Source organism: Kribbella ginsengisoli (assembly GCF_039537185.1).
GTDB classification, from domain to species: Bacteria; Actinomycetota; Actinomycetes; order Propionibacteriales; family Kribbellaceae; genus Kribbella; species Kribbella koreensis.
The window spans coordinates 1,113,832-1,132,344 of record NZ_BAABAA010000002.1; the positions used below are offsets into that span (position 1 = coordinate 1,113,832).

19 protein-coding genes are annotated in these 18,513 nt (G+C 68.4%); 9 read left to right on the plus strand and 10 right to left on the minus strand.

Annotated elements, in window-relative coordinates:
* Positions 1 to 12 precede the first annotated feature (12 nt).
* Together trpS and ABD768_RS12765 are read left to right on the plus strand one after the other, a co-directional pair.
* Complete coding sequence (gene trpS, locus ABD768_RS12760) at positions 13 to 981, plus strand: tryptophan--tRNA ligase (RefSeq protein ID WP_344840498.1); 969 nt, start codon at positions 13 to 15, stop codon at positions 979 to 981.
* Positions 978 to 1,745, plus strand: a complete 768-nt coding sequence (locus ABD768_RS12765; RefSeq protein ID WP_344840500.1) for an endonuclease/exonuclease/phosphatase family protein — start codon at positions 978 to 980, stop codon at positions 1,743 to 1,745. Before trpS ends, ABD768_RS12765 begins: the two co-directional genes overlap by 4 nt.
* On the opposite strand, the gene ABD768_RS12770 is transcribed toward ABD768_RS12765, so the two are convergent.
* Both ABD768_RS12770 and ABD768_RS12775 read right to left on the minus strand, forming a co-directional pair.
* Positions 1,716 to 2,618, minus strand: coding sequence for a TIGR03560 family F420-dependent LLM class oxidoreductase (locus ABD768_RS12770; RefSeq protein WP_344840502.1), 903 nt, complete (start codon positions 2,616 to 2,618; stop codon positions 1,716 to 1,718). The genes ABD768_RS12765 and ABD768_RS12770 overlap by 30 nt on opposite strands.
* A 10-nt stretch (positions 2,619 to 2,628) precedes the next feature.
* Positions 2,629 to 2,979, minus strand: a complete 351-nt coding sequence (locus ABD768_RS12775) for a winged helix-turn-helix transcriptional regulator (protein ID WP_343975652.1) — start codon at positions 2,977 to 2,979, stop codon at positions 2,629 to 2,631.
* A gap of 51 nt (positions 2,980 to 3,030) precedes the next feature.
* Here ABD768_RS12775 and ABD768_RS12780 point away from each other — a divergent pair, with 51 nt between their 5' ends.
* Complete coding sequence (locus ABD768_RS12780) at positions 3,031 to 3,465, plus strand: TIGR03618 family F420-dependent PPOX class oxidoreductase (RefSeq protein ID WP_344840504.1); 435 nt, start codon at positions 3,031 to 3,033, stop codon at positions 3,463 to 3,465.
* A gap of 49 nt (positions 3,466 to 3,514) precedes the next feature.
* Here the strand turns inward: ABD768_RS12780 and ABD768_RS12785 are convergent, their stop codons facing one another.
* From ABD768_RS12785 to proC, 3 genes are read right to left on the minus strand one after another with little or no spacing between them, the layout of a single operon-like run.
* Positions 3,515 to 4,108, minus strand: coding sequence for a hypothetical protein (locus tag ABD768_RS12785; RefSeq protein WP_343975646.1), 594 nt, complete (start codon positions 4,106 to 4,108; stop codon positions 3,515 to 3,517).
* Positions 4,109 to 4,157: 49 nt separating this feature from the next.
* A complete protein-coding gene (locus ABD768_RS12790) occupies positions 4,158 to 4,688 on the minus strand; it encodes a hypothetical protein (protein ID WP_344840506.1) in 531 nt (176 codons plus the stop codon).
* Between the two features lie 49 nt (positions 4,689 to 4,737).
* Positions 4,738 to 5,547: a pyrroline-5-carboxylate reductase gene (gene proC, locus ABD768_RS12795; RefSeq protein WP_343975640.1), complete on the minus strand. Its 810-nt coding sequence runs from the start codon at positions 5,545 to 5,547 to the stop codon at positions 4,738 to 4,740.
* Positions 5,548 to 5,655: 108 nt separating this feature from the next.
* Here proC and ABD768_RS12800 point away from each other — a divergent pair, with 108 nt between their 5' ends.
* Positions 5,656 to 6,120, plus strand: a complete 465-nt coding sequence (locus ABD768_RS12800) for a hypothetical protein (protein WP_343975637.1) — start codon at positions 5,656 to 5,658, stop codon at positions 6,118 to 6,120.
* Here ABD768_RS12800 and ABD768_RS12805 read toward each other — a convergent pair.
* Entirely contained in the window at positions 6,117 to 8,495 is a 2,379-nt protein-coding gene (locus ABD768_RS12805; RefSeq protein WP_344840508.1) for a tetratricopeptide repeat protein, read from the minus strand. The two genes, ABD768_RS12800 and ABD768_RS12805, sit on opposite strands and share 4 nt — an antisense overlap.
* A gap of 199 nt (positions 8,496 to 8,694) precedes the next feature.
* Here ABD768_RS12805 and ABD768_RS12810 point away from each other — a divergent pair, with 199 nt between their 5' ends.
* Complete coding sequence (locus ABD768_RS12810; RefSeq protein WP_344840510.1) at positions 8,695 to 10,779, plus strand: Xaa-Pro dipeptidyl-peptidase; 2,085 nt, start codon at positions 8,695 to 8,697, stop codon at positions 10,777 to 10,779.
* Here ABD768_RS12810 and ABD768_RS12815 read toward each other — a convergent pair.
* Positions 10,776 to 12,215 carry an MFS transporter gene (locus tag ABD768_RS12815; protein WP_344840512.1) on the minus strand — a complete coding sequence of 480 codons (1,440 nt, stop codon included), beginning with the start codon at positions 12,213 to 12,215 and terminating at the stop codon, positions 10,776 to 10,778. The two genes, ABD768_RS12810 and ABD768_RS12815, sit on opposite strands and share 4 nt — an antisense overlap.
* Positions 12,216 to 12,264: 49 nt before the next feature.
* On the opposite strand from ABD768_RS12815, the gene ABD768_RS12820 reads away from it, so the two are divergent.
* Positions 12,265 to 12,870, plus strand: coding sequence for a TetR/AcrR family transcriptional regulator (locus ABD768_RS12820; protein ID WP_344840514.1), 606 nt, complete (start codon positions 12,265 to 12,267; stop codon positions 12,868 to 12,870).
* 227 nt (positions 12,871 to 13,097) lie between these two features.
* On the opposite strand, the gene ABD768_RS12825 is transcribed toward ABD768_RS12820, so the two are convergent.
* Together ABD768_RS12825 and ABD768_RS12830 are read right to left on the minus strand one after the other, a co-directional pair.
* The gene (locus ABD768_RS12825) at positions 13,098 to 14,234 is read right to left on the minus strand and encodes a DNA alkylation repair protein (protein ID WP_344840516.1); all 1,137 of its coding nucleotides are present in this window, start codon (positions 14,232 to 14,234) and stop codon (positions 13,098 to 13,100) included.
* Between the two features lie 61 nt (positions 14,235 to 14,295).
* Positions 14,296 to 15,102 (minus strand): MerR family transcriptional regulator, encoded by an 807-nt coding sequence (locus ABD768_RS12830; RefSeq protein WP_343975616.1) that lies wholly within the window; start codon positions 15,100 to 15,102, stop codon positions 14,296 to 14,298.
* Between the two features lie 78 nt (positions 15,103 to 15,180).
* Here ABD768_RS12830 and ABD768_RS12835 point away from each other — a divergent pair, with 78 nt between their 5' ends.
* The 3 genes from ABD768_RS12835 (at position 15,181) to ABD768_RS12845 (ending at position 17,085) form a co-directional block, all read left to right on the plus strand.
* Positions 15,181 to 15,528: a nuclear transport factor 2 family protein gene (locus ABD768_RS12835; RefSeq protein ID WP_344840518.1), complete on the plus strand. Its 348-nt coding sequence runs from the start codon at positions 15,181 to 15,183 to the stop codon at positions 15,526 to 15,528.
* A gap of 45 nt (positions 15,529 to 15,573) precedes the next feature.
* Positions 15,574 to 16,176 carry an alpha/beta fold hydrolase gene (locus tag ABD768_RS12840; protein ID WP_344840520.1) on the plus strand — a complete coding sequence of 201 codons (603 nt, stop codon included), beginning with the start codon at positions 15,574 to 15,576 and terminating at the stop codon, positions 16,174 to 16,176.
* A gap of 75 nt (positions 16,177 to 16,251) precedes the next feature.
* On the plus strand, positions 16,252 to 17,085 hold the full coding sequence (locus ABD768_RS12845) for an SDR family NAD(P)-dependent oxidoreductase (protein ID WP_344840522.1): 834 nt from the start codon (positions 16,252 to 16,254) through the stop codon (positions 17,083 to 17,085).
* Positions 17,086 to 17,418: 333 nt separating this feature from the next.
* Here ABD768_RS12845 and ABD768_RS12850 read toward each other — a convergent pair whose 3' ends face one another.
* On the minus strand, positions 17,419 to 18,348 hold the full coding sequence (locus ABD768_RS12850; RefSeq protein WP_343975601.1) for a proline dehydrogenase family protein: 930 nt from the start codon (positions 18,346 to 18,348) through the stop codon (positions 17,419 to 17,421).
* Positions 18,349 to 18,513: the final 165 nt, after the last annotated feature.

Genomic DNA, 18,513 nt, shown 5'->3' on the forward strand with positions numbered 1-18,513 from the left:
AAGGACAAGACCATGACCTCGCTCTCCGGTATCACCCCGTCCGGCCGGCTCACGCTCGGGAACCACCTCGGTGCGCTGCGCCGGTTCACCGACCCGGACGGGTTCTACTTCGTCGCGAACCAGCACGCGATGACGACCAGGCACGATCCACGCCGGCTGCGAACGCTGACCCGCGAGATGGCGACGCTGATGCTCGCCGCCGGGTTGCCGCCGGGCACGGTGTTCGTGCAGTCCGACGTACCGGCGCATGCTCAGCTCGCGTACCTGCTCGAGTGCACCTCGTACGTCGGGGAGCTGTCGCGGATGATCCAGTACAAGGAGAAGGGCCGGGGCAGACCGATGACCCGCGCCTCGCTGTTCACGTATCCGTGCCTGATGGCCGCGGACATCCTGTTGTACGGCACGGATCGCGTCCCGGTCGGCGGCGATCAGGACCAGCACGTCGAGCTGGCGCGCGATGTCGCGATCCGGTTCAACCGGGAGTACGGCGAGACGTTCGTCGTACCGCAGCTGCAGAAGGCGGCGCTGGCGATGCGGATCAAGGATCTCGCCAATCCCACCGCGAAGATGAGCAAGTCCGACGAGGACAACGCCGTCGGCACGATCCGGCTGCTCGACCCGCCGGACGTCATCCGCCGGCAGGTGATGCGTGCGGTGACCGACTCGGACGGGGAGGTGCGTCACGACGAGGAGAACAAGCCCGGTATCACCAACCTGCTGGAGATCCTGGCCGCCTGCACCGACGGCGATCCGGTCGAACTGGCCGGCTCGTACGAGACGTACGGCGCTCTGAAGTCCGACGTCGCCGACGCCGTACTGGCCGTGATCGAGCCGCTGCAGAAGGAGTACGCACGGCTGGCATCCGACCCCGGCGCGGTCGACGCGGCGCTCGCCCAGGGGCGGGACCGGGCGATCGAAGCGAGCGCACCGCGACTCCGGGCAGCGACGGTCGCGATGGGTTTGGCAGGATCGACGATGTGAGACTTCGTGTGGCGACGTTCAACATCCGGAACTCCTCGGCGGCCGACGGCGACGACTCGTGGGTACTGCGGCGCGAGGCGACCGCGGCCGCGATCGAGGAGCTGGCGGCCGATGTGGTCGGATTGCAGGAGGTGCTGCCCGACCAGTTGGAGTACTTGCGCGAGCGGTTCGCGGAGTACGAGATCGTCGGGGCCGGGCGGGATGACGGCGCCCACGCGGGCGAGCACTCGGTGGTGATGATTCGGCGCGGTCCTTGGCAGTTGGACTCGCACGAGACGCGCTGGCTGTCCGGGGCGCCGTCGACGCCGGGGTCGGTCGGGTGGGATGCGGATCTCACCCGGATCGCCACGCTCGTTCGCCTGTCGACCATCGACGGCTCCCGGGCCGGGATCGTCAACACGCACTACGACCACATCGGCGAGGTGGCTCAGCTCGAGTCGTCGAAGCTGATCGATCGGTGGACGGCCGCCGAGCCGGAGCTGCACTGGGTCGTGCTCGGCGACCTCAACGTCGGGCCGGAATCCCTTCCCCTGAAGGTGTTCCTGGAGGCAGGCTGGCGGGACGCCGTACCGGCCGGGGCCGGCGGCACCTTCCACGACTTCACCGGCGCCACCGACCGCGAACGCATCGACCACATCCTGATCAGCAAGAACTGGCACGTCGTCGACGCCGAGGTCTCGCACCACCGGCCCGGTGGTCGCCTGCCGAGCGACCACTGGCCGGTCGTGGCGACACTAAATCTTGGTGAAGACCTCTTCGCGTAGGCGTTCGAGCTGGTCGAAGCGCTTGGAACCGCTGCCGAGCGAGCCGTCCGGGACCAGGAACTCGTCGATGCCGGCCGCGGGGTAGCGGGAGACCACGTCGAGCACGTAGCCGGCCGAGCCCATGATCGTCGGGCGGCCGGCCGCGAGCAGGCTGTCCCGCCGGCCCTCGGCCTCGGTGTCGCCCGGCTCGATGATCTCGATCATGGCCTGGGTCGAGCGGCGGACCGTCGACGGGTCCCGGCCGATCCGCTCGCAGTGCTCACGGAACACGCTGCCCTTGTGCTCGGCGAGCTCCGGCAGACCCCAGTGGTTCCACTCGTCGGCGTACTTCGCAACGATGCCCAGGGCAACCTTTTCGCCGGAGGCGCCGATCAGCACCGGGAGCTTGGCCGGCTTGGGTTCCAGCGGCGCCTCGGTGATCTGGTAGTACTTGCCGTCGAAGGTCGTACGGTCCTGGGTGAGCAGCCCGGTGATCGCCTGGCAGGCCTCCTCGAACCGGGCCAGCAGCTCCTTCACCGGCGGCAGGTCGATCCCGTACACCTGGTGCTCGTTGACCTGCCAGCCCGCGCCAAGACCGAGCACGAACCGGCCGTTGCTCATCTGGTCGAGCGTCGCGGCCTGGTTCGCCACCACGGCCGGGTGCCGGTAGGTGTTGCCGAGCACCATCGAGCCGATCCGGACCCGCTCGGTCTTCACCGCCAGCCCGGCCAGCAGCGCGAAGCACTCGTTCATCGGGATCGAGAAGTCACCGTTGTTCATCATGAAGTGGTCGGCCATCCAGACGGCCGACCAGCCCGTCCGTTCGGCGTACTCCGCGCCGTCGAGTACTTCCTGCCAAGTCCGGGTGGCGCTGGGCCAGAGAGAGAAGTCCATGCCCCCGACCTTATGCACTCTCTTGTGCGGCGAGGACGGCCTCCCCGTTGTCGGCGGCCCAGGTGGTGAGCATCCGGATCGGCTCCATCAGGGTCTTGCCGAGGTCGGTCAGGTCGTACTCGACGCGGGGCGGTACACCGCCGTAGTCGTGGCGGGCGACCAGCCCGTTGGTCTGGAGCCGGCGCAGGGTCTGGGTGAGGACCTTCTTCGAGATCCCACCGATCAGGTCGACCAGCTCGCCGTGCCGCCGCGGCCCTTCGCTGAGCCCCCACAGCACCACGACCGCCCACTTGTCCGCGATCACCTCGACCGCCAGCCGCGCCGGACAGTCCGCGAGAAAGACGTCACCGATGCCATCCACAGTGCCCAAGGGTACCGAGGGGTTCCCGTTGCGCTGGCTAGCGTCGGCGGCATGATCCCTTTGCCTGAGAGCGCTCATCGACTCTTCGCGACCGACAACCACGCAGTCCTCGTCACGGTCGACGCGGACGGTTCACCGCAGGCATCCCTGGTCTGGGCCGAGCGCGACGGCGACCAGGTGCTGATCGGGATGGAGGGGTACCAGCGCAAGGCGGCGAACTTGCGGCGGGATCCCCGCGTCACAGTGATCATCGAGGACGACCAGCCCAGCCGGCGGGGACTTGCGCAGTACCTGGTGATCCGTGGACGGGCAGAGATCACCGGGCCGGGGATCGGCGAAAAGTGGACCGCATTGATGGACAAGCAGGCACAGCGGTACCTGGGCAAGGAGTACCCGTTCGAGAACCGGTACTCCGAAACGGCGGTGATCGCTCGCGTCACGCCGGAGAACATCACCGGCGAAGGGCCGTGGGCAGCCCGTGGCTAGCGTGGCGCCCGGCGCAGCGCCGGAGCAGGTGGACAGCGGTGGGGCGAGGTTAGAGCAGGTGCCAGCGGAGGAGGAAGGCGCCGACCGCCAGCACGAGGTATGCCAGGACGAAGACGACGCCGATGCCGGGGCGCGGGCGGGAGCGGCGTACCGGCTGGTTGTCGGCTGCGGCGCGGGCTGCCTGCATGACGGCGGCGGAGTTGAGGGTCTGGCCCTTGGCGATGCCGTTGATCTCGTTCTCGTCCTTGCCGCTGGTCAGCACGACGGAGTCGTCGACGATCTCGATGTCGTCGACGTCCTGCCAGGCGAGGCTGCGGACGAGCAGGCTGGTGCGGGCCTTCAGGGCGGTGGCGGTGATCTCGACCCTGTACAGCACGACCCCACCGGCGACCCGGACGACGGAGGCGCCGATGATGGTGAAGAGGCCGACGGCGAGGAAGTCCCGGGCCCCCATCCACAGCCAGGAGTTCAGCGCCGGAACGGCAACGAATGGCACCACGAACAGCGCCCAGGCCCACCACGGAGCCGGATCCAGCGGCACCCGCCACGGCAACGCTGGCAGCGCGGCTTCTTCGGGGCTGGTAACAGGGCTGGTTACAGGGCGCGCGGCAGCGTCATCGGTGCCGCTCGAACGATTTCCCATGGGCGGGACCCTAGACCCCTCAGCGTGGATTAGCTGATCCGACATCGACTTACCCCTTGATCAACGCCCAGGCGGTCGCGGCGGCGACCGCCACAACCGCAGGCAGAAAGACCACGGCGCCCCAGGATAACGACACCCGGTAACTGGTCAACGCCGAGGTGTTGTAACTCCGCAGTCGCTCGACCACCGCGGCCACCTGGTCGGCGTCCGGACGGCCGCCTTTGCCGTCGTACTTGAAGGTCCGGGTGCCCCGGTGTCCCAGGTCGACGATCACCTTCTTCTCGCCGCGCCGCCGGACGCCGTCGACCGCCTTCCAGCTGTACCGGCGGCGCAGCACCGGGCCCCGGAGCACCAGCTCGTCGGTCCGTACCGTCAGCCGGTCGGTCACGACGGCGAGCGCGCCCCACAGCAGGAACAATGCGACCGGGCCGGAGACCCACTGCCGCCAGCCAGGATCCTCCGTCCTGGTCAGGTCGATCACGGTCAGCACGACGCCGAACACGAAGATCAGCCAGAACGGCTCGCGGTACAGATGGTGTTCCAGCCGGGGCGACCAGGGCAGTGGCGGTACTGCCTCCATCGGAGCTGGGGTGACGCGGGCGGGCGCCTTGCGGTTCGGCTCGCCCGGGCTACTCGGCGGCAAGGTCCCGGGAACGGTTGCGGGCGGCTTCGATGGCGGAGAGGAAGGCGGCTCGGACCTTGTGGTCTTCGAGTTCGCGGACCGCGGCGGCTGTCGTGCCACCCGGGGAGGTGACGCGCTCTCGCAGTACGGTCGGATGCTCGCCGGTTTCGCGGAGCAGCTTGGCCGAGCCGAAGAGGGTCTGGACGACCAGGTCCGTGGCGGTCGAGCGCGGCAGGCCCATGTGCACGCCCGCTTCGATCATCGACTCGACCACGAAGAAGATGTACGCCGGACCGGACCCCGAGATCGCCGTCACCGCGTCCTGCTGCTTCTCGGGAACCCGGATGACTCGCCCGGTCGCGGCCAGCAGTCCCTCGGCGAGCACCAGGTGGCTCTCGTCGCAGTGCGCGCCCCGGGAGATCGCCGCCATCCCCTCGTCGACCAGGGCCGGCGTGTTCGGCATCACGCGGACGACGGCGACGCCCTCCGGCAGCCGGGACTCGATGAAGGTGGTGGTGATACCGGCCGCCAGCGAAACGACCGTCTGCGATGACCGGATCGCCGGAGCGATCTCCGCGAGCAGGTCGGGCATGTCCTGCGGCTTGACCACCAGGACCAGCGTGTCCGCCTTGGCCGCGGCCTCCACGTTCGTCACCACGTCCACGCCGTACCGCTCGCGCAGCTCGGTCGCACGCTCCGCACGCCGCTCGGTGATCAGCAGCTCGCCCGGTCGCCGTCCGGCGCGCAGCAGCCCGGACAACAACGTCTCACCCATCACACCGGCGCCGAGAATGGCCACCTGACCGTCGCTACTCATGCGCTCAGGTTAGCGCCGCCGCTGTTCGACTTCGTTCGAATTCCGCGACCCGGTCGGTCACCGGGTTGCATGCTCCTTCGGCCACCGCCCCGCCGAAAGGACCTCCGCATGCCCCGCACCGCAGCACGCACCCGCCCCGGTTCCGACACCGGCTGGGGTCTCAGCACCTTCCGCCGTACGTCCGCAGTGCTCGCCGGGGCCGTCGTCCTGCTGGCCGGCGGGATGAGCGCCGCATCGGCCACGACGACCGGCGCACCACCGCCGGCGGGCACCTGTGCCGGCGGCCTGATCACCGAGTACGCGGCCACCTGCTTCCAGTGGGTCGGCGACAAGCAGTGGATCGAGGATCGCGACGCCAACGGCTGGGCGGCCATCGTGCACAGCCAGACCAACTACGGCAAGGACCGGTACTGCCAGGCCAGGCCCGCCGCCGAAGGCTGGAACTACTGCGACTACGACCACATCGAAGGCAAGTGCGTCCGCTTCATGCTGTACGAGGAGAAGGACGGCGTGACCCGCAACCCGTCCATCTGGAGTGCCTGGATCGGCACGGAGTACGGGTCGCCCTGCTAGCCGATCGCGGCCAGAGCGGCCTCGGCACGGCGTAGTTCGTGGCGGTCTTCGATGCGTTCGGCGTCCTCCAGCGCCGTGCGGTGTTGTTCGACCGCCTCGGCTACCCGGCCGGCTGCGGTCAGGGCGTGGCCGTAGTCGTTGCGGACCTCGATCGTGAACGGCCTGCTGCCCTGCCGGACGGCCAGATCCAGCGCCTGTTCATGGAACTCGATCGCTTCGCCGACGCGACCGGCTGCCAGGTGCAGCCGGCCGAGGCAGTTCAGGCAGTCGCTCTCGCAGTTGACGAAGGCGATCCGGCGGGACAGCTCCAGCGCCTGCTCGAACCCCTGCCGCGCCTCGTCCAGCCGGCCGAGAGCCTCGTGCGCCGCCGCCACGTTGTTGAGGGCGAACGCCTCCTCGAACGTGTCCGTGCCCAGCTTCCGGCTGACCGCAAGCCCTTGCTCGAACAACTCCAGCGCGATCTCGGGCCGGCCGAGCCGTAGCTGCGGCCAGCCTTCACCAGCCAGCGTCGTCGTCATCCCGCTCAGGTTGCCCTCGGCTTCGAACAGCGCGAAGGCCTCGCGCTGACTGGTGATCGCCTGCTCGTAGTCGCCGAGTCGATAGTGGCCTAGGGCAACATTCGACAAGCCGCTCGCCTCACCGACCCGGTTGCCCGCGAGCCGGGCGTAGTCCAGCGCCTGTTGATAGGCGGCGCGGCCGTCGGCGTACCGGCCGAGACGCCAGTAGAGCGCGCCGAGGCTGTTGTACGACCGGCCCCGCACCTGGTCGGACTCGGCGCAGCGGATGGCGGTGAGGTGGAGGATCTCCGCGCCGCTGAACAGGCTCGCGGTGCCGAGGTAGTACATGAGCATGGCCGAGATACCGGTCGCGTACTCGGGGCGGTCGTGGTCGGCGGCATACAGAGCCGTGGCGATCAGGTTGGAGCGCTCGGCCTCCAGCCAGTTGCGCGCCTCTTCACGGTCGGCGAACTGCAGCTCGGACAGGCCCGGTTGCTGGGTCATCTCGATCCGCGCCTGGTCCTGGGGCGCGTACACCGTGGCGGCGGTGGCCACTGCTTTGCGGTAGTAGTCGAAGAGGCCGTCGATGGCGGTCCGGCGTACCGACGCAGGATCCTCGTCTCGCGCCTGATCGGAGGCCAGCAAGCGGATCAGGTCATGCAACTCGTAACGCCCGGATCCGTGCTCCTCCAGGAGGTTCGACCGGACCAGCCGGGCCAACTCCTCGCGTGCTTGGTCGATGGGCGCGCCGGCCAGCGCCGCACCGGCGTACGCGTCGAAGTCCCGGCCGGGATGCAGCGCCAGCAGCCGGAGCATGCGACGAGCGGCCGGTGGCAACGCCTGGTAGGAAAGGGAGAGCGAGGCCGCGACGCCGTTGTCGAGCCTGAGCCTTGCCGTGTGCTCCTGCAATCGCTCGAGGTGGTCGCCGAGAGTCCACTCGGGCTGCGCCTTGATGCGGCCGGCGAGCACCGCGAGGGCGAGCGGGAGATGGCCGACGAGCTCCGCGATCCGGGTGGCCGCCGCCGGCTCGCGATCGACCTTGTCTCCGGCCGCCCGCCGGATCAGTACGGCCGATTCAGCCGGCTCGAACACCTCCAGCCCGATGCGGTGAGCCTTCAAGCGCCGTCGACTGGTGACGAGGGTGAGCGCGTTGGGCGCGGTGAGCGGCTGCACCTGGTCGTCGGAGGCCGCGTTGTCGAGCAGTACCACCGCCCGCCGCCCGTCCAGCAACTGGTTGAACAGCGCCGATCGAGCCGAGAGGTCCAGCCCGTGGATGCGGCTTCCCGATACACCGAGCCGCCGCAGGAAACCGTCCAGTACCGCCGCAGGGTCGGCGGGCGGCCGTGCCGGGTCGAACCCGCGCAGATTGACGAAGAACTCGAGCTCAACGTCTCGGACCTGCCCGGCGACCCGGGTCGCGAGCGTGGTCTTGCCGGCTCCGGGCATCCCGTCGATGCAGATCAGCCGGTGCGTCCGCAGCGCCTCCGCCGCAGCTGCGACCGTCGAGGACCGCCCGACGAAGGCGTCGCCGTCGGACTCCACTCGGCCGCCGACCTGCACGACCGAGGCCTCCGCGGCCAGCCCGGAGACCACCTGATGCGCCTGCCGCCACTCGGCCGCCCGCGACTCGTCGCCCAGGATCGCCCGCGCGATGTCGACCACCAGCTCGACGTCGAGCCGGGTCCGCCCGGGCGACAGGCACCGGTACGTCGTGTTGAACGCCGGCAGCTCAGCGATCCCGCGCTCCTGCCGCGACCGCACCAGCCGCCGATGGATCTCCCGGTAGGACAGCCCCGACCAGACCTGCAGGGCCCGCAACCGCGCCCCGAGCTCGTCGACGGTCCGCACTCCGCCCGGCTCCGGCGCCCGACCCTGCACTCAGCCTCCCCAGTTCGGAAGACAGCCACCCTAGCCACCCCGCTCAGCCTCTCCAGTCACCTCCTGGCCACTCTCGTCCGGCTTCGAAGGAATTCCCTTGCGCTCGGTCCGCGGCCGTTAATTAATTGCCGGGCCCCGGACGGCACCGGATGATGCAGCCAACAGGTTCGGGGGCCGACGACAACGTGAGGTGGACCGAATGAGACGACGTGTTCGTGGGGTGACCGGCGCCGCGGCGGCGGCCGCCCTGGTGGCGGGGGCATTGCTCGCCACTGCGCCGGTGGCTGCGCAGGCGCAGGCGCAGGGTGTGACACCAACTTTCGTGAACGGCTTGGCCCAGGATGTGTTCTCGACCAACCCGGCCGACTGGTACAGCGGCGAGGTCTGGGTGCAGACGACCTTCGACTCCGACCGGGACGGCCGCCCCGACCGGATCCACGCCGACTTCACCGCACCCGGCGAGGTGCTGACCGACGGCCTGAAGGTGCCGGTCATCTTCGAGGACAGCCCGTACTACGCCGGCCTCAACGACGCGGCGAACTGGGGAGTCGACCACCCGCTCGGCCAGCCGCCGGCATCGCGGATCGCCACCCCGTTCCAGGCCGGGCGTGAGACCAGCCCGGTGATCAGCACCATCTACGAGTCCCGCTGGGTGCCGCGCGGGTTCGCGGTCGTCCACGCCGAGTCGCCGGGGACCGGGCACTCGGACGGTTGCGCGACCTCGGGCGGTAGCAACGAGACGCTGGCCGGCAAGGCGGTGATCGACTGGCTGAACGGTCGCGTACCGGCGTACACGACTCGGGACGGTGACACGCCCGCGGTCGCTTCGTGGACGACCGGCAAGGTCGCGATGATGGGGACGTCGTACAACGGGACGATTCCTGAGGCGGTTGCGACCACCGGCGTACAGGGTCTGGAGGCGATCGTGCCGATCTCGGCGATCTCCGACTGGTACGACTACTACCGCGCCAACGGCATGGTCCGGGCGCCCGGTACGTTCCAGGGCGAGGACCTCGACGTCCTGGCCGACGCGGTGTACTCGCGGCTGGACGAGACCACCCAGCGGACGATCTGCCAGCCGGTGCTCGACGAGCTGAAGGCCAACCAGGACCGGGCGACCGGCGACCGCAGCGCCTTCTGGCAGGAACGCAACTACATGAAGGACGTGCAGAACGTGCACGCCGCCGCATTGGTTGCGCACGGCAACAACGACTTCAACGTGATGACGAAGAACGCGGCCCAGTTCTACGACGCCTTGAAGAAGCAGGGCGTGCCGCACATGTTCTACTTCCACCAGGGCGGCCACGGTGGCGCGCCGCCGGACGTGCTGATCAACTACTGGTTCACGCGGTACCTGTACGGCGTACAGAACGGTGTCGAGCAGCTGCCTCGCTCGTGGGTCGTCCGCGAGCCTGCGGCTTGCCCGGCCCGGCAGAGCACGGTGACCGGCGACCAGGCGAACACCGCCACGTTGACCGTTGCGGCCACCAGCGCGTTCCGGATCGGGTTCACGCTGACCGTTCCGCAGACCAACGCCAACGGGACGATCACGAACACCACCCGGCTGATCACCAACATCCCTGACAGCACCCACCTGACACTGACCTCGGCCGTCGCGACCGGCGCCGGCCAGAAGGTTGCCGGCGGCACCGTCGTCAACCTGGTCTGCAACACCTCCAACCCCACCCCGTACGCCGAATGGCCCGATCCGGCCACCGGCGGGGTCGATCTCCGGTTCACGCCGGGTGGCAACGCCCGGGGCGGCCTCACCGTCGGCAAGGACGGCAGCACCCGCGAGACTCTCGTGGACAACGTCTCGATCTCGGCGACCGCTTCGGCCAACGCGGCTGCGTCTCCGGAGCGGCTGATCTACGAGACCGGCGCGCTGACCAAGCCGATCCGGATCAGTGGTACGCCGACTGTGTCACTCAAGGTCGCCTTCGACGCGCCCCGGGCGAATCTGTCCGTCGCGCTGGTCAGCTACGCCCCCAGCGGCGCGGCCACCATCCTCACTCGCGGCTGGCGCGATCCGGCCAACCGTGATTCGGACTGGGTCGAGACGCCGATCCGGATCGGCGCCACCGATCGGGTCGACGTCGACCTGCAGCCGAAGGATGTCGTCGTACCGGCGGGCAACCGGTTGGGGCTGATGGTGCTGTCCAGCGACCAGGAGTTCACGATCCGGCCGCCGGCGGGGACCAAGCTGACGCTCAACCTGCACGGCAGCTCGTTCAATTTGCCGGTCGTGGGCGGGATCAGCGCGTTCAAGGCAGCCACTTCTTAGCTGACCTTCCTCGACCGGAGGATGCCCCAGGCAACTAGTGCGGCCGCGACGGCGGTGATGGTGAGACCCGCGACCATCACCGCCTCGCGGAACTGGCTGGTCTGATCGGAGGTCCAGTGCGAGGTGGCGATGCTGCCGGTGAACAGTGCGGCCAGGATGGTGCCGGTGATGGCGATACCGGCACCGGAGGTGACCTCACCGGCAGTATCGACCAGGGCCGCGCCGATCGTGGTGCGGTTCTCTGGGAGGCCGCGGAGGACGTTGGTACCGGCGACCAGGCCGACCACTCGCATACCTGCTGCTACCAGCACGAGCGCTGCGGCGATCCAGGGGTAGCCGTACCTGCCGAGCAGCGCGTAGACGGCGAGCCCGGCGACAACTGCTGTGGCGCTGAGGCGGGCGGCCCAGTCGAGACCGACCAGCTTGACGAATGGGTTGACGAACGCGCTGCCTGCCAGCAACACGATGACCTGCGGCAACATACCGATCGCTGCCAGCGCCGGTGACCACCCCCAGTCGAGCTGCAGTTGCAGCGTCACCAGGTAGCTGAGGCCGGCGACCGCCAGCGCTGACGCTGCCTTGAACGCCAGACCGCTCGAGACCAGTGGGCGGGCGACGAGCTTCGGGTCGAGCAGTGGGTAGCGCGCAGAGCGTTCGCGGAGGTAGTACGCGATGGCGCTTACGGCAGCTGCTGCCGTTGTGGTCCAGGGGATCCAGGATTTGGCGCCCTGGTTGACGAAGAGCGTCGGCGCGACGAGGGCGAGCACGATCGTCGCCGTACCGAGCAGCGCACCCGTGACGTCCAGCGGATCGCGGTGGAGCTCGAGCGGGTCGTCGGCGGCGATACCGGTCCGGATGCCGATGATCGCGAGCACTGCGATCGGAACGTTCACCAGCAGGAGGACCTGCCAGGGCGCGATGGCCAGCACGAAGCCGCCAGTGGTCGGCCCGACCGCGAGTCCGACCATGCCTACCGTCGAGATCAGGTTGAGCGCGCGAAGCCGGAGCCCGTCGTCGCCGAACAACCTGAAGGCAAGTGCCATCGACCCGGGCGTAGTCATCGCGGCCGCGACGCCCATCGCGACCCTCACCGCAATCAACTGCTCTGCCGTGGTGACGAACGCGGTGGCCAGGCTCGCGAGGCCGAGCAGGACCAGCCCGATCAGCATGATCCGCCGCCTGCCGAACCGGTCGGCGATCGCGCCGGCCGCGAGCATCAGACCGCCGAATACCACCGCGTATGCCCCTGTCGCCCACTGCAGGCTTGTGGTCGAGGCGTGCAGCTCGCGGCCGATGGTCGGCAGCGCGACGTTCAGGATCGAGTTGTCGAGCATCTCGAAGAGAAACACCGCGGCGAGCCCCGCCAGGGCCACCCAGGCCTCCCGTAACGACCGAGGCTCGCGGACGACAATGGCGGTGGACTGTTGAGCTGACATGCGACTAGCTTAGGTCACTAAATTTAGTCACACAAGGGAGTGAGGTTTCATGCCCCGGACAAGTGCACGCGGCGGCCCCCAGACCCGAGCGCGGATCCTGTCCGTAGCGACCACCCTGTTCCTGGAACGCGGCTACGACCCGGTCACCGTCGCCGAGATAGCCCGCGAAGCCGGCGTCTCCAGCGTCACCGTCTTCAACCACTTCCCCCGCAAGGAAGACCTCTTCCTGGACCGCGTAGACGACGCCCACGACTTCCTCCGCGCGGCCGTCGTCGCCGGGGTCGACGTACTGGACTCCCTCCGCGATCTGACCTTCCAATTGGCCGACGAGACCCACCCACTGTCCGGCCTGAACGACCGCTCCGTCTCGTTCTTCCGCACAGTCGCCGGCTCCCCCGCCCTGATCGCCCGAGCCCGAGAACTGTCCGCCGACCTCCAACAAACCCTCACCGACGCTTTGTCTGCCGACGCGACCTTCAAAGGCGACCCGGTACTACTGGCCGCCTTCTTCATCGCCGGCTACACCACAGTCCTCCTCGAAACAGCCCGCCAACGCATCGCCGACCTCCCGGCCACAGACATCAACTCCAGCCACCGCACCCGCCTAACCACCCTCTTCACCACCCTCCGCGAAGGAACCCTCCCTCGGCCGTGAAGTGCAGGTTCTACCGGATCTGCCAGCGAGATTCACTGAGATTGACGGTCACTCGCTCGCCCGCGCGGTGAAAGGGGATGCCTTCGTCCTCGTAGTGCTGGGCGGCTGTCTCTTCGGAGTTCTGGGGTGGATGTCCGCTTGCGTCGACCACTTCCACCACGCGAGGTCGTGTCCGGCCATCGTTGACCTCCTCACGGTTGATGCTCCGCCCTTTGAGTGACGCGCGATTACCCGAGTAGCTCGAATTCGGCGGCGCCATGTCGCCGCCCGTTCACCTGCAACTCGATGCTGTGCGCTCCGGGATACAGCGCGCGCGTGGTGGTGAGGGCGAAGGACCGGCGTTTCGCCAACTCCGTGGTTTCGCCGGGGTCAAGGTTCACGGTCGCCATCTTGAAGACCTTGGGGGCTGTCTGGCCGCGGGCCTTGCGGTAGTTGACGACGAAATCGACGGCGAGGCGGGTCCGCGCTGAGCCTGTGTTGGTCAGGATCGCTCGAACCTCGAGGTCTTCGCCGACTCGTAGCGATCGTCGGTCAAGCAGCGGCCCTGTCACCTCGGCGTCTCCATCGAAACCCATCGCGGTGAGGGCTCCCGGGTCGCCGGCTTTGATGAGGGTGCGGAACGCTTTCTTGACCAGCGCTTCGGTGTTGGGGTCCGGTGCTGCAAGCCACCGCTTGCCGATCTCGACGGCCAGTTCTGGATGACGCCTGGACAGGTCATTGAGGTGGTTCGCGACTGAGCGGCGCACGTAGGTGCTGTCGTCGCGGTAGAGCGCGTCGATGATCGGCACCGTGAGCGTTGGATGAAGATGGAGCTCGGTGACCTGTCTGGCCCAGGGCAGGTAGCTTCGGGTGCCCTCGCTGGCCAGACGTCGTACGTGTTCGTCCGGGTCGGAGCACCAGCTGGTGACGACGTCGATCGTGCGGGCAGCGTCGGCGTTGAGGAAGATTCGGAGTGCGAACTCTGCGCTGAGCCGGCTTGTCAGTCTCCGCATCAGTTCCAGGCCCGCCTCGAATGCTCCGGGAGCCGCTTGATCGGTTCCTGCAGCGGCGGCGTCCACGGCCAGTTGTGCCACGGCCTCGGTGACAGGCCAGATCATCCAGCCTTTGAAGCGGTCCTGTTGCAGGCTCCTATCGACGACGTCCGTGAGCAGGTCGAAGTCGTGTTCGACGTCTTCGATGATCGCGTCGCGGACGGTGTCCACGCGCGCACGCAGGGGCCTGTTTTGCAGTGCGCGGCCACTCTTCTTCAGCGCTGGCCACTCGGGGTGGCGACGCGTCGAGGGGAGGTGGGAGGCGTCGAAGATGCCGTGCAGTTTTGCCACGAGGTTCAGGTTGATCATTTCATCCATCGCGCCCATGAGCATGCCGCCTCTTCGGTGGGTTGTGGGTTCGTTCGAGCCCCGGTGCTCGGCCGCGCCGGGTAGGTCAGGGATTGTTGGCCAGGCGGAACACGGGCCATCCGATCTCGGTGCGCCAAGCGGCGCTGTCGTCGGTGTCGCGCGGGCCGACCAGGTAGCGTTCCCGCACCGGTCCGGCAACGGTGAGCGCGTTGTCCACGACCCAGGAGCCGAGTTCGCCGTAGGTGACGTCGATGCCCTCGTGTTCACCTTGGTGGGTAGTGACCACCAGTTCGGCGGCGGGCAGGGTGAAGGGGTGGACGCGCCCGCGGGTGGGGGGCTCTGCGGCGGGCCGGTAGAGCAGCAGGTGCCCTCGGCCGTGCTCGAAGAGCGCGTTGTCGTAGAGACCGCCGGGCGGTCCGTCGCCCGCCGGCGGGCCGAGTACGGCGTCGAGCTCGGCCATCGCCCCGGCGTACCAAGCCGGAACGTCGTCTTCGCCGACCTCGTCCTCGACCGCCGCCACCGTCACAGCGGGCTCCGCGCGCAGCTCCACCTGCAGCGGCGCCGGCTCCGGGGACAGCAGACGTCGTAAAGAAACAACCGCCGCGCGGGTGCGGGCCAGCTCGGACTCCAAACGCTCGACGTGCTGAGCAACCAGCGCAGCTCGCTGGTCCGGGTCGGGCGAGCGCAAGATGCGCTGAACGTCGGAGAGTGGAACGTCGAGCTCACGCAGCCGGTGGATGACCTGCGCGACCGGGATCTGGGCACCCGAGTAGTACCGGTAGCCGGTGAAGGGGTCCACCACCTCCGGCTCCAGCAATCCCACCTCGTGGTAGCGCCGCAACGTACGGACGCTGAGGTGTGTCATCTGTGAGAACTCACCAATCGCCAACATGGCAGCAGTCTGGACTCTCTCCCTGGGGGAGAGTCCAGTTCTTGACTCTCGCGCGGCGCGAGCCAGCACGCTCCAGACATGGATACCAACAAGCACACCGAACAGTTGCCCACCACGATCCGCGCCTTCCTGAAGGCCCAGGAAGCCCGCGATCCCGACACCGCCCTCGCCCTTCTCACCCCGCAGGCCGTGATCGCCGACGTCGGGGAGTCCTTCAGCGGCGACAGAGAGCTGCGCCGCTTCATCACCGAGGCCGGAGCCGAGTTCACCGTCACCACCGAGATCACCAAAGTCGCCCGCGACGGCGAGATCTGGGTGGCCAGCCAGCACCTCGAGGGCGACTTCCCCGGCGGCAAGGCAGACCTCGACTACCGATTCACGCTCCAGGGTGAGCACATCGACCGGCTCGACATCGTCCTCGGCTGACCCCTCGCCCAGCGCTCGAGCCATCACTACCGGGAAGGATCAATGATGTCCGACGACAACGCAGAACTCAGTACTGACGGAGCGGTGAAAAACGTCGTGCTTGTGCACGGCGCATTCGCCGACGGTTCAGGCTGGCGCGGCGTGTACGACAACCTCACCAGCCGGGGTCACCGGGTGACGATCGTCCAGATCCCGCTCACCTCGCTCGAGGATGACGTCGCGGCCACAACCCGGGTCCTGGACCAGCAGGATGGTCCGGCCGTCCTCGTCGGCCACTCATGGGGCGGCACCGTCATCACGCAAGCCGGGACCCACGACAAGGTCGCTGGGCTGGTCTATGTCGCCGCGCTTGTACCCGACGCCGGCGAGACCACCGCGCAACAGTACGAGGGATTCGCCCCAACGCCCGAGTTCGTCATCGACGTGGGCGACGACGGATTCGGCTTCCTCAACCGCGAGCAGTTCAAGGCGGTCATCGCCACAGAGGACAAGGCATTCGACCAGGCGATGCTCCGGCACATGGCCCAGCGCGCCGGCGCAACAATCACCACGGTCCCAGGCAGCCACGCGGTGCATGCCACCCAGGCAGAGGCCGTCTCAGAGGTCATCCTCTCCGCAGCGCAGAACGCGCTGGTCGGAGCGCACTGAGCCGACCCCCTCGTGCGTGCTCTCAACCATCCATCAACAGCGACACATGACACGTATAGCAAAAGGAGAAAGTCCATGAGGACTTGGTTCATTACTGGTGCAACGCCTGGCGGGTTCGGCCTGACGTATGCCGAGGCCGCGCTGGAACTGGGCGATCAAGTGGCCGTGACCGCACGGCGACCGGCCGAACTGCAGGAGTGGGCCGACCAGTACGGCGACCGGGTGCTGGTCGTCGAGGTGGACGTGACCGACGCGGCTCAGGTGCAGGCGGCGGTCAGGACCGCGGAGCAGCGGTTCGGCGGGATCGACGTGCTCGTCAACAACGCCGGCCGAGGCTGGTTCGGTTCGGTCGAGGGCGCCCGGGACGACGTGATCCGCCGTACGTTCGACCTGAACCTGTTCGGAGTGGTCGAGGTCGTGCGGGCGGTTCTGCCGGGGATGCGGGCGCGGGGTGACGGCTGGATCGTGAACATGTCGTCGGTCGCAGGCCTGGTCAGTGCCCCAGGGTTCGGCTACTACGCGGCGGCCAAATTCGCCCTCGAAGGACTGTCGGAGGCACTACGTCACGAGGTCGAGCCGTTCGGGGTGCGCGTGCTCCTCGTGGAGCCGGGAGCGTTCCGCACCAAGGCCTTCGCCGGCTTCCAGGACGCGCCCGTCGACGAGACCGTCGACGCCTACGTACCGATGATCGAGGGCATCAAGGCGGCGTTCGTCGACCAGAACGGCAAGCAGGCAGGTGATCCCGTCCGCGGGGTGCAGGCCGTGATCAGCGCGATGAACGCAGCCGTTCCACCGCAGCGAATCGTCCTCGGCAACTTCGGCTACGACGCCGTCGTCGCCATGCACGAAAACGCACTCACCGAGCTCCGTCAGAACGAGAAGCTCTCGCGAAGCGCGGACTTTTCGTAGGGCGCGGCCCTACCGCGTCGAGCGACTAACCAGCGGAGGCCCCGTCGGCCGGGCGAACCAGCACCCCGGCCGACAGCCGAAAGGGCAACGAACCCTCGCGCTTGACCCAGAGGACTCGACCAGTTCGGACTTCCAGAACGCGCTGTCAGCAGTCTTCAGCGCCGGCGCGATCGTGTCCAACGGCATGTCGGACTCCAAGGCGGTCGCGATCACGGCCGCCACCTCAGTGGTCACCTTCGCGCGCAGCGCAAAACACCGGGCGGGTGGGAGCGCCCAGAGCAGGAGCGACGTAGGAGCGGATGCGGCGGGCGCGTGGGGTTACCCGGGTGGTGGTTACTTTTTGCTGATGAGGGAGCGGGCGAAGAATTGGAGGTTGGCGGGGCGTTCGGCCAGGCGGCGGACGAGGTAGCCGTACCAGTCTTCGCCGTAGGGGATGTAGACGCGGACGGTTTGGCCGTCGCGGGCTAGGCGGAGCTGCTCCTCGGGGCGGATGCCGAAGAGCATTTGGTACTCGTACGAGCCGCGTTCGCGGCCGGCGCGGTCAGCCAGGGAGCCGGCGATGGCGATCAGGCGGGGGTCGTGGGAGGCGATCATCGGGTAGCCGGCGCCGTTCATCAGGACCTTCATGGCCCGGACGTACGCCTTGTCGACGGAGCGCTTGTCCTGGAAGGCGACCGACTCGGGCTCCTTGTAGGCGCCCTTGCAGAGGCGGACGCGCGAGCCGGCGTGGGCGAGGTCGACGCAGTCGGCTTCGGTACGACGGAGGTACGCCTGCAGCACGGCTCCCGTCTCGGGGAAGTCCTGGCGCAGCTCACGCAGGATGCTCAGCGTGGAGTCCGTGGTGGTGTGGTCCTCCATGTCCAGCGTCACCGTCGTACCGGCGTTGCGGGCCGCGTGGCAGATGGACCGGGCGTTCTCCAGCGCGATCTTCTCGCCGTCACCCGGCAGCGCCTGGCCGACGGCGGACAGCTTGACCGAGACCTCCGCGTTGGCGGTGAGGCCGGCGGCGGACAGCTGCTTGAGCAGGGTGAGGTAGGCGTCGGCCGTCGCGGTCGCGGCGGCGATGTCGGTGACGTCCTCGCCGAGGTGGTCGAGAGTGACGTTGAGGCCGTTGCTGACCAGCTTCTCGGTGGCCAGGACGGCCTCCGGAGCGGTCTCGCCGGCCACGAACCGGGCCACGATGCCGCTGGAGACCGGCATCGCCGAGACGGCCTTCTTGATCTGGGGGCTGCGGGACACGCCCAGCAGGACTCGCCGAAGCACTTCGCGTTCCTCCTCGTTTCCCGTCCCACCCGGCCCCATGCCGCGCGATGAATCAGGGGTGTCAGCAGGCTACGCGCCTGAACCAGGCCGTCCCTAATGGTGCGGCTCAATCCCGCCAGGAGTGTGGCCAGAACCACACCAGTACGCCGAGTGGTCCGTGCTCCG

Excerpts from the sequence above, each read along its gene's own strand:
- ABD768_RS12785 (WP_343975646.1), bottom strand. The coding sequence starts at position 4,108 with ATGGGAAATCGTTCGAGCGGCACCGATGACGCTGCCGCGCGCCCTGTA.
- ABD768_RS12825 (WP_344840516.1), bottom strand. The coding sequence starts at position 14,234 with ATGCTCATGGGCGCGATGGATGAAATGATCAACCTGAACCTCGTGGCA.
- ABD768_RS12790 (WP_344840506.1), bottom strand. The coding sequence starts at position 4,688 with ATGGAGGCAGTACCGCCACTGCCCTGGTCGCCCCGGCTGGAACACCAT.
- ABD768_RS12815 (WP_344840512.1), bottom strand. The coding sequence starts at position 12,215 with ATGTCAGCTCAACAGTCCACCGCCATTGTCGTCCGCGAGCCTCGGTCG.
- ABD768_RS12800 (WP_343975637.1), top strand. The coding sequence starts at position 5,656 with ATGCCCCGCACCGCAGCACGCACCCGCCCCGGTTCCGACACCGGCTGG.
- proC (WP_343975640.1), bottom strand. The coding sequence starts at position 5,547 with ATGAGTAGCGACGGTCAGGTGGCCATTCTCGGCGCCGGTGTGATGGGT.
- ABD768_RS12830 (WP_343975616.1), bottom strand. The coding sequence starts at position 15,102 with ATGTTGGCGATTGGTGAGTTCTCACAGATGACACACCTCAGCGTCCGT.
- ABD768_RS12770 (WP_344840502.1), bottom strand. The coding sequence starts at position 2,618 with ATGGACTTCTCTCTCTGGCCCAGCGCCACCCGGACTTGGCAGGAAGTA.
- ABD768_RS12780 (WP_344840504.1), top strand. The coding sequence starts at position 3,031 with ATGATCCCTTTGCCTGAGAGCGCTCATCGACTCTTCGCGACCGACAAC.
- ABD768_RS12810 (WP_344840510.1), top strand. The coding sequence starts at position 8,695 with ATGAGACGACGTGTTCGTGGGGTGACCGGCGCCGCGGCGGCGGCCGCC.
- trpS (WP_344840498.1), top strand. The coding sequence starts at position 13 with ATGACCTCGCTCTCCGGTATCACCCCGTCCGGCCGGCTCACGCTCGGG.
- ABD768_RS12820 (WP_344840514.1), top strand. The coding sequence starts at position 12,265 with ATGCCCCGGACAAGTGCACGCGGCGGCCCCCAGACCCGAGCGCGGATC.
- ABD768_RS12840 (WP_344840520.1), top strand. The coding sequence starts at position 15,574 with ATGTCCGACGACAACGCAGAACTCAGTACTGACGGAGCGGTGAAAAAC.
- ABD768_RS12835 (WP_344840518.1), top strand. The coding sequence starts at position 15,181 with ATGGATACCAACAAGCACACCGAACAGTTGCCCACCACGATCCGCGCC.
- ABD768_RS12845 (WP_344840522.1), top strand. The coding sequence starts at position 16,252 with ATGAGGACTTGGTTCATTACTGGTGCAACGCCTGGCGGGTTCGGCCTG.